Below are 13,857 nucleotides of genomic sequence, written 5' to 3'. Positions count from 1 at the left end.
CAAGTAAAAGGAAGGGGGGGAAGAAATGTTTGTACGCTCTGATGATAAAATCACATCGGGTCAGGCATCGTTATTCTTGACGAATACGGTACTGGGGGCGGGTATTCTGACTCTGCCCAGAAGTGTGACGCAATCAGCCAAAACTCCGGACTCCTGGATGTCCGTACTGCTGGGCGGGCTAATTGTAATGTTGGTTATTTTCGTAATGGTGAAATTAAGCCAGCAGTTTCCAGGGAAAACCGTTTATCAATACTCCAAAGGAATTATTGGTACATTCCCGGGAGGTTTTTTAAGCTCGCTGCTCATTATTTACTTTATTATCATCGCCGGATTTGAAATTCGGGTATTGGCTGAAATTACGATGTTTTTTCTACTTGAAGGAACTCCCGTTTGGGCAATCGTCATTCCATTTATCTGGGTGGGGGCCTATCTGGTGTTTGGAGGCATTAATTCCATCGCCAGAGTCTATCAAATCATTTTCCCCATAAGCCTTTTTATCTTGATTTTATGTTATATCCTTAGCATAAGAGTATTTGATATTAACCATTTGCGTCCTGTACTGAGTGAAGGTCTTATGCCTGTAATTAAGGGACTGAAGTCCACTGTACTCGTCTATACGGGATGTGAGGTAGTGATGACGATTACAGCCTTCATGCAGCATCCCCAGCATGCGGTTAAATCCATGTTAGCGGGGATTGGCATACCTATGGTCTTATACCTTCTGACTGTGATTGTGGTTGTAGGAGGCCTGTCCATAGATTCTGTGACTACGAGCACTTGGCCTACAATTGATTTAGTCCGCAGTTTTGAGATCTCCGGATTCTTTTTTGAACGGTTCGAGTTTCCGCTATTGGTGATTTGGATGATGCAAATGTTTTGTAACTTCTGCAGTTTTTTCTTCAATGCTTCCCTCGGGATCTCTCAGGTGTTCAAGTTGAAAATTGTCCCTGTGATCTTCGGGCTAATGCCGTTGATTTTCATCTCGACCATGGTTCCCAAACGTATGAATGATGTATTTGCCGTTGGTGATGCCATTGGAAGGATGGGAATAATATTGTTTATTTTGCTTCCTGTGCTGCTTTCGGTAGTTTTGATCATTCGAAAGAAAGGATTGAAGCAGAATGTGTAAACGTCATCCTCTCCTTGTATTGCTAGCGGTTACGCTCCTGATCACGCAATCCGGCTGTTGGAGCAGTAAGGAAATTGAAGACCTAAGCCTCTATACCGGTGTGGCTCTTGATACAGGGGAACTATCTTCGACAGAGCAGACATTGGTGGATGAGGGCGGGGATTATTTTAAGAATAATAAGCTTACGGCGACACTTCAAATAGTGCCCAAAAAATCAGCTGGCGGTGCATCTAAATCATCAAATAGCGTAAATAAGCCACAATATATCAATGTCTCGGAAACGGGTGACTCTGTGCTGGAGATTTTTCGCCAATTCTCGGTTCGTCTGGACCGCCCGATCATTGGTCACCACCTGAAGGTAATCGTTATTTCTACAAAACTTGTGGAGCAGCAGAAGATAGAGCAATTGATGGATTTTATGCTTCGTGACAACGATATCCGTCCCAGCTGTGTTGTCTTCTTAAGTACCGGGCGGGCCTCAGATACTTTTACATTGAAAGATAAGGATGATATTCCTTCCTTTCATCTCAGGGAAATGGTCCGCAACCGCTTTAGAAGCAGCAAAGTAATGAAACCCGTCAACTTATCCACTCTGGATGCACGGATGCACTCTAAACAAAGCTTTGTGCTGCAAAATATTATAGAAGCCAAAGGTGATATCGAGTTGTCTGGGGCTGGGATCATCAAGGGGGAAACCGGCAAATGGATTGGGTCATTAGACCAGGACGACATGAGGAGTATGAACTGGATTAAAGGAGATGTCAATGGAGGGACGATCAAGACGTACAATAATAAACATGAAACCATAACCTATGAAATCAAGTCCGCAAAAAGTAAAATAACTTCTAAAATCACGGAAGACAACAAGGTCTCATTTCACGTGAATATAGAATCGGATGGACGCTTAATTGAAAATTGGGACCCGGAGCAGCGCTCAACTAAAATAGGCTCCCTTAAAGAGAGGGAAAAAATTTTTGAAGAGAGATTGAGCATTATGCTTAATCATTTGATGCAACAGATGCAGTCCACTTACAAGGTGGAGGTTGCCGGCTTCGGAGAACGCCTAAGTATTGAACACCCTAAGGTATGGAAAAAGCTGAAGGATCATTGGGATGATACTTTTAGCAAAGTACCGGTAACCTTTAGTATAAAGTTCACCATAACTGATTATGGGTCATTTAATGAATGAATGCACTTAGCAGACTTCTCAGTACTTGGTTGAACAGGCTCCTGACACACTAATTTGGAGAAAAGCAATCTACTGGGCCGTTTCTATGGCTGTACTCCATGCACGGAATCACCTTTACACCAGCGCCGCCCATAACCCCGGGCGGCGTTTTGCTCCATGTTTTATATTCTCCACGTTGAAGTTCTGTTTGACAAAAAAACCATATAAATATATTCTGGATATATTAAGTCCGTGATTAAGCTCGTATGTATCGCTTACCCGGAAATTACCCCTTTTGTTAATGCAAAAGTAGTGAATTTTTTCGGGATAATTAGGGACTTAATCAGCCTTTAATATATTTAATCAAACAGACAGATAAGGTGGGGTAAGGAATGAGAAGTAAACCTGGGATTATGGTCTCCTCACTGGTGATCGCAAATTTTCTGGCACAGCTGATGCAGACGATGCTGAATACTGCACTGCCGCGTATCATGGTGGACCTGAGAATCAACGAGAACAAGGTGCAATGGCTGATTACAATTTATTATCTGGTTGCAGGTATTACTGTGCCTGTTGCCGGATTTTTGGTCGGAAGATTCACTACAAGAGCACTATTCTTTACTTCCGTAGGATTATTTGCCACAGGAACACTGCTGGCTGCAATCGCTCCAGAGTTTGGTTGGGTCCTGACAGGCCGTATCATTCAGGGGATAGGAGCAGGCCTGTTGATGCCGCTGTTTCAGACTACGATTCTAAGAGTTTTTCCAAAGGAAAAGATCGGTTCTGCGATGGGGCTGATCGGTCTGGTGATGGGACTCGCTCCGGCACTGGGCCCGTCGTTATCCGGTTTGGTCGTTCAGGAGCATTCCTGGAGAATTCTGTTCTACGCTGTGCTTCCCGTCGTGATTGCTAATTTGCTGCTGGCTACAGTTAGTCTAAAGAACGTAGGGGATACTCATCATGAGAAGCTGGATCTGAAATCCATCCTTTATTCAACCCTTGGATTTGCAGGATTACTGTATGGGGTAAATCGGGCGGGAGAACAGGGAGGTTCACGTTTGATCACGTGGGCAATCATTTTTGCGGGGATAATCATTATTGTTATGTTTATCCATCGTCAACTTAAGCTGGCCGTTCCGCTCTTGGATTTCAATATATTCCGCAACCGAAGATTTACCCAGTCCTCTATGATCGGAGTGCTGATGTTCATAGTCATGGTAGGGGTGGAACTGCTGATACCGCTATATGCCCAGAATGTCAGGGGATTGACTCCGAAAATGTCTGGTCTGTTGCTGTTGCCGGGGGCAATCCTCTTAGGTATAACCAGTATGGTCTCTGGCAGGCTCTATGACCGGTATGGTATACGGCTGATCATACGGGGAGGCTTTTCTATCATTGCCATCATCACGCTGCTTTTGACTCTTTTGTTGTCAACGCATACTTCAATGGTTCTTGTGGCCGCTATTTATGCGCTGCTTATGGTTGGCATCGGGTTCATTATGACACCGGTAACGGCCTATGCGATGGCAAGCGTTCCCGTCACCATGATTGCTCATGCTTCTCCTATGACAATTACCATACGCTCCTTAAGCAGTTCGATGGGTGGGGTAATGTTAATTTCCATAATGACTGCCTCGATGAGCCATAGTTCAATTCACTTCCCTGAGAGTATGCTCCATGGGCTGTATGCCTCCTTCTGGACATTGACAGGGATCGCAGCAATTGGACTCTGTATCTCCTTTTATCTGCGAGACCGTAAGGTGGGCCAAGTATAATAATCATAAGGTATGAAACAAAACTATTGTTAGAAAAGATCACCGCCCGCATCCAAATTTCAGGATGTTGGGCTATTTTCATGTAAAGACAGAATAACCAGACAGAAATATGGATCTGTGCTACAATGTGAATGAATATTATATTATTCATTCATTTGACTGGAAATAATAAGACACACTCTAAAAGGAGGACTTCGATGAAAAAAGTTACGGCATTTCTTGGCACTCCAAGAAAGCAAGCAACGTATAAGGCGGTACTTGAATTTGAAAAGTATCTGACAAATGATGCAGAAATTGAATTTGAGTATGTGTTTTTAAAGAATTACCGGTTGGACTATTGTCTTGGCTGCAAGCTTTGTTTTAACAAAGGTGAGGAACATTGCCCTTTAAAAGATGATCGTGATTTGCTGTTGGAGAAGATGCAAGCGTCCGATGGCGTTATTTTTGCGACTCCGTTATATGCCTTTCAGGTATCGGCTCCTATGAAGAATTTGCTGGACCGGCTCGCGTTTGTATTCCATCGGCCGCAGTTTTTTGGCAAGACATTCACAGCAATCGTCTCACAAGGAATACTCGGAGGGGGAAAAATCGTGAAATACCTTGACGATATGGGAGGATACTACGGCTTTCAAGTCGCCAAGGGTTGTGTATTGAACGCATTGGAGCCGACCACAGCAGCCGTAGAGGCAAGAAACTCCCGCAAATTGAAAAACGCTGCAGCCAGGTTTCACAAGGAACTCATGCGTACTGCCATTCCTGTTCCTTCTTTGTTCCGTCTGCTGTTATTTCGAATGGCCCGAACAAGTATAAAAAGCATGCTGAATCCCCAGTACCGTGATTATCGGCACTACGAGGAGAAAGGCTGGTTTGAGTCTGGCTATTATTATCCTGTATCACTGGGGCCATACAAAAAATTATTAGGCCGCCTGTTTGATGTATTGGGGACACGTATGGTTAAACGCCCTTAACGGTTGAAGAAAGGAATATAACGATGAAGAAATTATGCCTGAAAATAGTAATGGGAATCTTCGTTCTGCTGATTATAGGCGGCGCTCTATTGTGGAACATGTTATCCAAAGAACATCGTGAAGCCAGGAACCTGTCACTTGATTCGCATTATTTTAAACATCTCCAAGACGGCATTTATACGGGGAAATATGAAGGCGGGATGTACAAGTGGAGAGCCAACTCCGTTCAGATTACAATCTCCTCCGGAAAGGTTACAGCCATTGAACTGCTGCAGAACAAAGAGAATAAACCCCTTGAATTCACGAATACATTATACGGCAAGGTGATAGCTTCACAGTCTCTGCAGGTAGACACGTTGAGCGGTGCAACCCTCACTTCCAAGGCCTATCTCAAATCAGTGGAGAGTGCACTGTCCAAAGCACAAATTCCTGAATGAGCTGGCTAACGTTTTTCATTCACTGATAACCAGCTTGAAACGAATGGCATGAAATTCGAGACTGTGATTCAGCGAAAAGAATAAACCTATACCCTAAAAATTATGCAAGGTGTCCGATCATTGAGGTATGCGGACACCTCGCCGCGTTTTCATCCAGGTATTATTTTACGATATAAATAATTGTACTTTAAGGCTCAATCCCATAGATCAGCTTCCCTTTATGATAGATTGTGATATGATTATTCGCTGCATAGCTGGTAATGGCAGGTTTGAAGGAATAATCATCCACTTGATTGTAATTCGTCCAATTGTTTTTATGAATGCGGAACTGAATGTCACCGGTTGTGCCGGATGCTGCAAGAGAGCCTGCGCTTGCTGTAAAACCGATCTCTGCATAGGTGTCGGCACCGCTCAATGGCTGCGCCATGGGAACAATCGATGCCAGCAGTTTTTCTTTTCCAATGGCAGCATAATCAAATTCCAAGGTCTGAGCGGTGTTTCCATCACTTGTGTACCAATAGCGGATCGTGAGTTCATTTAGAGGAATAGAGGTGCCTGACTCGTTCTTAAGCTGCAGGCTCGCCCCGATTGAGTTAACAGCAGTCCCCGTTTCACCCACCCGATAAAGAGATATGGCGTGCACGTCACCCGGGTTATCTCCCGGATCAGGAGGAAACGTAACCGGCTTCATGATAGGGTCAAGCATCGCTTGCTTAGGCTCATTCCACGAAACCCAGTCATCCAGTAATAGCCCCCCGGTATCTCCACTGTTAGGATTAAGACTCCAGTAGGTCCAGTAGAGATTATTCTGGCCAATGTAGCTGACAAGCGCATTTTGCCATTTCCCTTCTACGGTAAGGGTATCTACACTGCGGCCGCCGAATTCACCTGCAAGAATTGGGGCGATTTGTTCCTTGCTGATATACCCCCAGGTATCGTCCCACAACTTAGGCAGGTTGTTCGGGAAATTGGCAGCGCTGAACCAAGGCTGTGAAGCTACCCCGGGCCCGTAATCATGCGGAGAATAGACTACACGGTTCGGCTGGGTAAGCACGACCGGATGACTCCGCACGCCTGATAGGTTGCCGCCCCACCAATAGCTGGTGGAGTTTCCCTGCACGTTGGTTTCTACGCCTTCGACGATGATCAGCCAGTTCGGATTCGCGGCAAGAATCGCATTTCCCGCACGCTCACTGGCCAGCTGCCAGTCTGTGGCAAGATTCCCGGTGCCCCAACTTGCTGTGCCGTGCGGCTCATTATGCAGATCTGCCCCAATAACCGTGGGGTTACCCGCGTAGCGTTCAGCCAGCATCACCCAGTCACTGATCCAACGGGTTTCGGGATAGGCCGCAGTATACCATAGTGTCGATTGCCCTCCCGAATCGGGACGATGGCGGTCCAGGAAGATCCGAATACCGCGTTTCCCGGCTTTTTCAACCAACTTATCCATGATCTGAATCGGCTTCAGACCCACGAGGTCTGGATTTTTGGCATAATCGATACTGTTGGCGGCAGAACCTGCATCCAGCATCTGGTTGCAGTAGGGCAGACGGATCAAGTTATAGCCCTCTGCCTTGATTTGATCGAGCACATCATCCATGGAACGTGACCACAAGCCGTGCGGAGAATAATTTGCGGTTTCGAAGCCAAACCAATTGAGTCCGTTGAATACTGCGGGGTTGCCTGATGAATCCACGATCCGGCTGCCTGAAGTGTGATAATAGCCCTCTGCACCTTGAGCCTTAACCTTTTGGCCCGGAGACGCATAGGCACCTGCCAGCAATACCAAAGCAACGAACAGTAAACCAAATTTTCTGAAACCAAACGACATTCATTTTCCTCCTCTTAGTCATTTCAATGAGGTCAGACTGTATAGCATACGATAGAAATGTAAACGTATTCGTTAGAGCCAAGCTGTAAATATGTAGAAACAGCGACATCACTATAACTTTCATACAATTTCTCTCTAAATTTATGGCTGGAATGTGACGATAATAATGGAAAAATGCTTGAATTAGGAGAGAGACGTCATGGACAACTTAAATGCCTTAGTTTTAGCTGCACCATTCTTCAAACAGATTCATTCCCAGGATATTATGGTCGGGATCACCGACAAGGAAATATTCCATTATTATGCTCCCAGCAAGGTGCTGGATTTCGGTCTGACCAAAGGAAGCCCTATTCCTCCGGATGACCCTTCCCTCGGAAATGCGCTCGCAGGACGAGCCACAACCAACCGGCTGTCGCCCGAGCTGTATGGGGCTACCGTGATTTCTTCAGCTGTCCCGATTTATGATGCTGCAGGGGAGATCATTGGTGCTTTTGCGATCGCCTATACCTTGGAAAACGAGGATAAAATGGAGCAACTGACCGGCAGCATTAATCAAATCAGCGGTCAACTGGTTGATATGGTTCAAAATGTAGCTGCCCAGTCTGAAGAGTTATCGGCTACCACAGCACAGATTCTTGAGAATTCACGAAAGACGGTGGAAGAGTCTAATCAGGTCAGCAAGGTAGCGAGCTTTATCCGTGAAATTTCCGAACAGACCAATCTGCTGGGGTTGAATGCAGCCATCGAAGCCGCGCGTGTTGGACAGGAGGGGGCTGGCTTCGGTGTCGTCGCCACGGAAGTGCGTAAATTGTCCGTACATACGAGGGATGCGACCAAATCGATTGAGGATTCACTTCATACGGTTCAACGCTCAATCCGTCAAATGGAAACGGAAATCGAAGCTATTGCCGCTTCATCCTCTGAGCAAGCCGAAAGGGTCATCGAGTTCAGCGATGTTATTGAACGGCTGAACCAGACCAGCGTCGAGATGGCAAAATTCATTAATTCCATGATTCAGTAACGTCAAATCCCGTAAAAAAAATCCGCAGACAGGACTTCAAAGTCCATAGTCTGCGGATTTTTCTCCATTTCTAGACCTCAATGATAATGGGCAGAATCATAGGTCTGCGTTTTGTGCGTTCATACAGGAATTTACTTAATGTTCCTTTGATGGTTTCCTTAATGATATTCCATTGACCGAGATCTGCGGTGCTCATCTTCTGAAGAGTAGCTGTAATCAGCTGGTTGATCTCTTCCATCAGCGTATCCGAGTTGCGCACGTACACAAAACCTCTGGAGATCGTATCCGGCTCGTTCAGAATCCGCCCGTCACTTTGGCTTAATGTAATGACTGTAATCAGAATCCCATCCGCAGACAGCTGCCTGCGGTCGCGCAGTACAACACTGCCAATATCCCCGATTCCCAGTCCGTCCACGAAAATTTGTCCAGCTGTGATCCGTCCGGTTTGGCGGACATCTCCGCCGTTTGACTCAACAATTTCCCCATTTTTCAAAATAAAGATATTCTCACTCTTCACCCCTACAGCTTCAGCCAGCAAACTGTGATGATGGAGCATCCGGTACTCCCCGTGAATCGGGATAAAATATTCGGGTTTCATCAAGGTCAGCATCAGCTTCAATTCCTCCTGGCTGCCATGCCCCGAGACATGAAGCTCACTCCGTGATCCGTAAATTACTCGTGCACCCAGCATATACAGATTATCAACGATTCTGGAAACGTTGCGTTCATTACCTGGAATCGGATTCGCCGCGAGAAGTACGGTATCTCCCCGGCTGATCTCAAGCTGCCTGTGACTGGAATTCGCGAGGCGGGATAGTGCTGCCATAGGCTCCCCCTGGCTTCCGGTACATAATATAGCGATCTTATCGCGTTCCACATTGCCCGCCTCAGCCGTCTCTACCAGCATGCCCTCGGGGATATGTAGATACCCCAGTTCTTGTGCTACTCCAACGACATTGACCATGCTTCTGCCCAGCAGGGCGATCTTGCGTCCTGTATGCTCTGCTGCGTCAACAATCTGCTGCAAACGGTGCACGTTCGAAGCAAAGGTAGAGATAAAGATTCGATTCTCCGCTTTTTGAAAGGCTTCCTCCAAATGAGCGCCTACCAGCCTTTCCGAAGGAGTAAAGCCAGGCCGTTCAGCATTTGTACTCTCCGATAAAAGAAATTTTACCCCCTTTTCTCCGATCGCCGCCATTTTATGTATATCTGGATACTGCTTGTTAACAGGAGTCATATCGAACTTGAAATCGCCGGTATGAACCACTGTTCCTTCGGGTGTATCGAAGACAATGCCAAGGCAATCCGGAATACTGTGGTTTGTCCGGAAAAAGGTAGTGGTGATGGAACCGAAATTCAGCGTGGACTCCGTATCAATGCAATGAAGCTCAGTCTGGCGCAGAAGTCCATGCTCCTTAAGTTTGATCTCAATTAAGCCGAGTGTCAGGCGGGAAGCATAGACCGGAATATTCAGTTGTTTGAGGAAATATGGGATTCCGCCAATATGATCTTCATGTCCGTGGGTAACCACCAAAGCCCTGACTTTATCTATATTACTAAGTAAATAGGAAATATCGGGAATAATTAGATCAATACCAAGAAGCGTCTCATCCGGGAATTTTGACCCGCAATCAATGACAATAATGTCTTCGGCGTATTGCAGAAGATACATGTTTTTGCCAATTTCATATACACCACCCAGAGCTGCAATCCACAGCCGGTCGCCCGTCATCTTCATGCTGATGCCTCCTTTATTTAGATAACGTATAGTATGAGTAATTCTTTGCAGGTTTATCCAGAGAGACTTGAATTCATATATTCTGCAGGAGAATCTTAATACAATCTTAATGCTTGATCCAAAACCGTAATGCTATGCTGATTTGCCTCATGCTATACTTACAGTAAAACGATTACAGCTGCATTAGCTGCGGATAGACAGAAAGAAGGCATGGAATGGCAGTACGGGGAAAGCTAAAAATATATTTCAGCTATGCGGCAGGAGCCGGCAAAACCTGTGCCATGCTGAGTGCTGCCCGGGAAGAGCAAAAAGACGGAATGGATGTTGTTGCCGGGATCATTGAGAACCGGGACAGGCCGGAAACGGAGGCACTGCTGGTTGGTATGGAACAGATTCCTCCTCAGGAAATATCCCGGGAAGGAACGGTCATGCATGAATTTGATTTGGACCGGGCGATCCGGAGACATCCCGAACTGATTCTGCTGGACGAGCTTGCACATACCAATCCTGCGGGAAGCCGGCACAAAAAAAGATATCAGGATATGGAGGAATTGCTTCGCGCTGGAATTAATGTCTATACTACCGTTAATGTCCAGCATATAGAAAGCCTGCAGGATCTGGTGGTATCCATCACTGGTCTTTCCGTACACGAACGCATTCCGGATCATGTATTAGACAGTGCTGATCAAGTGGAACTGATCGATATTGAACCTGATGATCTGATCGACCGTCTGAACAGAGGGAAAATCTATCATGAACAACCTCAAGGCCAAAATGCGAGCGGGTTTAGCCCGGAAAAGCTGATTGCGCTCCGCGAGATTGCCCTGCGCTACACGGCGAGCCAGCTGAACCGGATTGCGCTTCAAATTAGTAGCCAGGAAGCTAACCAAGAGCATTATTCCAATGAGCATATACTCGTTTGTCTGTCATCGGCAGCGTCTAATAAGAAGGTAATCCGTACTGCCGCGAGAATGGCTGAGGCGTTCCACGGGGATTTCACAGCGCTGTTCGTGGAAACACCGGAAACGAAGGGGCTCACCCAGAAGAATAAAACCGAGCTGAGAGCGAACCTGCGGCTTGCGGAACAGCTTGGTGCTCAGATTGCGACAACTTACGGGGAAGATATTTCAGGACAGATCGCAGAGTATGCCAAAACAAGCCGGGTCTCCAAGATTATTTTGGGCCGCTCACACTCTAAAAAGAGCTGGTTCGGTAACACTAATATCATGGACAAACTGGCTGCGGCCTCCCCGAATATGGATATTTATATCATCCCGGATACCCAGCCTTCCCTTTACAACAGATTTCCGCAATATCGGATTTCGCCGCGGCTGTCACTGACCAGCACCTTCATAACCTTTGGAATACTCCTGGTCTGTACTCTCATCGGCTTGTGGTTTAGTGCACTGGGTTTCAGGGAAGCAAATATCATCACTGTATATATTCTGGGCGTTCTCCTAAGTGCGATGATTACCGAAGGAAGACTCTATAGTGCCGCAACCTCTATATTCAGTGTTCTGGTTTTCAATTATTTTTTTACCGCACCTTACTTTTCCCTGCGGGCATATGATTCGGGATATCCGGTCACCTTCCTGGTGATGCTGGCCGCTTCATTTATAACCAGTACGCTGACAATGCGGGTTAAAGAGCAGGCAAGACAATCTGCGAAAAAAGCCTTTCGTACCGAGGTGCTGCTGGAGACTAGCCGCAAGCTGCAGCAGGCCAAAGATCCGGCTGCCATCATCAATGAAACGGCGCAGCAAATGGTTAAGCTTTTGGACAGGACAGTGATTTTTTATTCTGTATTACCCGGTTCCTTGTCGGAACCTCTTATATTTCCCAAAGAAGATTCGGCTGCCAATCTGCATATCTATACAAGCAGCAGTGAGCGTTCAGTAGCCGACTGGGTCTACAAAAACAATAAACGAGCCGGTGCCACCACGGATACTTTTTCTGCTGCCGGCTGTCTGTATCATGCGGTTCGCGGGGGAGACAGCGTTTTTGCCGTAGCCGCTATTGTGATGGAGAACGAAGACCCGCTGGAGGTTTTTGACAAGAGCCTGGTGATTGCTATGCTGGGAGAGTGTGCGCTTGCGCTGGAGAAAGAGCAATTGAATGAAAAACAAAAGGAAATCTCCATCCAGATTCAGCAGGAACAACTCCGGGCGAACCTGCTTCGGGCCATATCGCATGACTTACGCACACCGCTCACCAGCATTTCCGGAAATGCCGGCATTCTTATAGGGAATTCTGGCGTACTGAGCGAGGAACAGAAGACAGGACTGTATACAGATATTTATGACGATTCCATATGGCTGATCAATCTGGTAGAGAACCTGTTGTCGATTAGCCGGATCGAAAATGGAAGCTTAAATCTGAATGTTCAGGCAGAGCTTATCGAGGAAGTCATTGCTGAAGCGCTGCAGCACCTGAATCGAAAAAGCAATGAACATATCATTCGGACCGTGCTGAGTGATGAGCTGATCATGGCCAGAATGGATTCCAGATTGATTATCCAAGTGCTGATCAACCTACTAGACAACGCGATAAAGTATACAGGAACCGGCTCTCATATCACTGTTTCGGCCAAAAGGGATAAACAAATGGTAGTGGTTGAAGTGGCTGATGACGGTCCTGGTATCTCTGATGAAGCCAAGACCAGGATATTCGATATGTTCTATACGGCGGATAATATCCGTGGGGATGGACGCCGGGGACTTGGCCTGGGCCTGTCTTTGTGCAAATCTATTATTAATGCCCATGGCGGCACATTTGCCGTGCATGACAACTTCCCGCAAGGGGCCCTATTCCGCTTCACCCTGCAAGCAGAGGAGGTAAATGTTCATGAATAAACCTTTGATTCTCGTTGTTGAAGACGACAAACCGATCCGTAAGCTGATTACCACCACACTAGAGACACAAGGGTACAAATACCATACGGCTGAAACCGGAGAAGCTTCTATCCTTGAAGCGGTATCAGGGCAGCCCGATCTTATGATCCTGGATTTAGGTTTACCGGACATGGATGGTGTGGATATTATCCGAAAAGTACGTTCCTGGTCCAATCTTCCCATTATTGTGGTCAGTGCCCGCAGCGAGGACCGGGACAAGATAGATGCACTGGACGCAGGAGCAGATGATTATTTGACCAAACCATTCAGTGTGGAGGAACTGCTGGCCCGGCTCAGGGTGAGTCTGCGGCGCATCCGGTATGACAGCGAGAAGCTGTTGAAGGATGCCTCTGTTTTCACGAATGAGGGCCTCAAAATCGACTATGCGGCAGGCTGTGTATGGCTGGATGAAGAAGAAATTCATCTGACCCCTATAGAATACAAGCTGCTGGGCCTGCTCGCCAAAAATGTGGGTAAAGTGCTGACACATAATTACATTCTTCATGAAATCTGGGGCAGCCACACGTACGATATTCCCGCCCTGCGTGTTTTTATGGCCACCTTAAGGAAAAAGATCGAGAGAACTCCCTCGCAGCCCAAATTCATTCAAACGCATATTGGTGTCGGATACCGGATGCTGCAGGTTGGCGATGACAACAAAGCCATTTGAACGGGCATGTGTAAAAAGCGGAAGACCAAGGCTGTAAGTATAAGCCTTGGTCTTCCGCTTTTTTTTGTCCGGAAAATGATCTTGATTCTCCTCTTTACCTTAACGTGATCTTGATTCTCCTCTTTACCTTAACGTGATCTTTATCTGCTCCGGCAAATCCTAATCCTGAATAAATGGCTTCAGTGATACGCTGGAAGGGTAGTGAACAGCTGAAGAGAGAAGGAGTTAT

10 protein-coding genes are annotated in these 13,857 nt (G+C 46.5%); 8 read left to right on the top strand and 2 right to left on the bottom strand.

Annotated features, from left to right (window positions below; translation table 11 throughout):
* Window positions 1-25 precede the first annotated feature (25 nt).
* The 5 genes from A3848_RS02580 to A3848_RS02560 all read left to right on the top strand — a co-directional run bounded on the left by A3848_RS02580 (window position 26) and on the right by A3848_RS02560 (window position 5,477).
* Entirely contained in the window at window positions 26-1,129 is a 1,104-nt protein-coding gene (locus tag A3848_RS02580) for a GerAB/ArcD/ProY family transporter (RefSeq protein ID WP_074083399.1), read from the top strand.
* Entirely contained in the window at window positions 1,122-2,318 is a 1,197-nt protein-coding gene (locus A3848_RS02575; RefSeq protein WP_074083398.1) for a Ger(x)C family spore germination protein, read from the top strand. The genes A3848_RS02580 and A3848_RS02575 overlap by 8 nt, the downstream gene beginning before the upstream one ends.
* A 371-nt stretch (window positions 2,319-2,689) precedes the next feature.
* A complete protein-coding gene (locus A3848_RS02570) occupies window positions 2,690-4,072 on the top strand; it encodes a DHA2 family efflux MFS transporter permease subunit (RefSeq protein WP_074083397.1) in 1,383 nt (460 codons plus the stop codon).
* Between the two features lie 197 nt (window positions 4,073-4,269).
* The gene (locus tag A3848_RS02565; RefSeq protein ID WP_074083396.1) at window positions 4,270-5,040 is read left to right on the top strand and encodes an NAD(P)H-dependent oxidoreductase; all 771 of its coding nucleotides are present in this window, start codon (window positions 4,270-4,272) and stop codon (window positions 5,038-5,040) included.
* 50 nt (window positions 5,041-5,090) lie between these two features.
* Window positions 5,091-5,477: an FMN-binding protein gene (locus A3848_RS02560; RefSeq protein ID WP_256701743.1), complete on the top strand. Its 387-nt coding sequence runs from the start codon at window positions 5,091-5,093 to the stop codon at window positions 5,475-5,477.
* A gap of 187 nt (window positions 5,478-5,664) precedes the next feature.
* On the opposite strand, the gene A3848_RS02555 is transcribed toward A3848_RS02560, so the two are convergent.
* Window positions 5,665-7,308, bottom strand: coding sequence for a cellulase family glycosylhydrolase (locus tag A3848_RS02555; protein WP_074083394.1), 1,644 nt, complete (start codon window positions 7,306-7,308; stop codon window positions 5,665-5,667).
* A 199-nt stretch (window positions 7,309-7,507) separates the two neighbouring features.
* Between A3848_RS02555 and A3848_RS02550 the strand changes: the two genes are divergently transcribed.
* Window positions 7,508-8,329 carry a methyl-accepting chemotaxis protein gene (locus A3848_RS02550; protein ID WP_074083393.1) on the top strand — a complete coding sequence of 274 codons (822 nt, stop codon included), beginning with the start codon at window positions 7,508-7,510 and terminating at the stop codon, window positions 8,327-8,329.
* A 70-nt stretch (window positions 8,330-8,399) separates the two neighbouring features.
* Here A3848_RS02550 and A3848_RS02545 read toward each other — a convergent pair whose 3' ends face one another.
* Complete coding sequence (locus A3848_RS02545) at window positions 8,400-10,067, bottom strand: ribonuclease J (protein WP_074083392.1); 1,668 nt, start codon at window positions 10,065-10,067, stop codon at window positions 8,400-8,402.
* 215 nt (window positions 10,068-10,282) lie between these two features.
* On the opposite strand from A3848_RS02545, the gene A3848_RS02540 reads away from it, so the two are divergent.
* The gene (locus A3848_RS02540) at window positions 10,283-12,919 is read left to right on the top strand and encodes a sensor histidine kinase (RefSeq protein WP_074083391.1); all 2,637 of its coding nucleotides are present in this window, start codon (window positions 10,283-10,285) and stop codon (window positions 12,917-12,919) included.
* Window positions 12,912-13,628 (top strand): response regulator, encoded by a 717-nt coding sequence (locus A3848_RS02535; RefSeq protein WP_074083390.1) that lies wholly within the window; start codon window positions 12,912-12,914, stop codon window positions 13,626-13,628. The genes A3848_RS02540 and A3848_RS02535 overlap by 8 nt, the downstream gene beginning before the upstream one ends.
* Window positions 13,629-13,857 lie beyond the last annotated feature (229 nt).

The sequence above is a fragment of the Paenibacillus sp. P32E genome (assembly GCF_001909085.1).
GTDB lineage: Bacteria > Bacillota > Bacilli > Paenibacillales > Paenibacillaceae > Paenibacillus_AQ > Paenibacillus_AQ helianthi.
This window is presented reverse-complemented; position numbering and strand designations above follow the sequence as displayed.

Coding starts and splice junctions, on each gene's coding strand:
- A3848_RS02580 (WP_074083399.1), top strand. CDS start 26: ATGTTTGTACGCTCTGATGATAAAATCACATCGGGTCAGGCATCGTTA.
- A3848_RS02575 (WP_074083398.1), top strand. CDS start 1,122: ATGTGTAAACGTCATCCTCTCCTTGTATTGCTAGCGGTTACGCTCCTG.
- A3848_RS02570 (WP_074083397.1), top strand. CDS start 2,690: ATGAGAAGTAAACCTGGGATTATGGTCTCCTCACTGGTGATCGCAAAT.
- A3848_RS02565 (WP_074083396.1), top strand. CDS start 4,270: ATGAAAAAAGTTACGGCATTTCTTGGCACTCCAAGAAAGCAAGCAACG.
- A3848_RS02560 (WP_256701743.1), top strand. CDS start 5,091: ATGGGAATCTTCGTTCTGCTGATTATAGGCGGCGCTCTATTGTGGAAC.
- A3848_RS02555 (WP_074083394.1), bottom strand. CDS start 7,308: ATGTCGTTTGGTTTCAGAAAATTTGGTTTACTGTTCGTTGCTTTGGTA.
- A3848_RS02550 (WP_074083393.1), top strand. CDS start 7,508: ATGGACAACTTAAATGCCTTAGTTTTAGCTGCACCATTCTTCAAACAG.
- A3848_RS02545 (WP_074083392.1), bottom strand. CDS start 10,067: ATGAAGATGACGGGCGACCGGCTGTGGATTGCAGCTCTGGGTGGTGTA.
- A3848_RS02540 (WP_074083391.1), top strand. CDS start 10,283: ATGGCAGTACGGGGAAAGCTAAAAATATATTTCAGCTATGCGGCAGGA.
- A3848_RS02535 (WP_074083390.1), top strand. CDS start 12,912: ATGAATAAACCTTTGATTCTCGTTGTTGAAGACGACAAACCGATCCGT.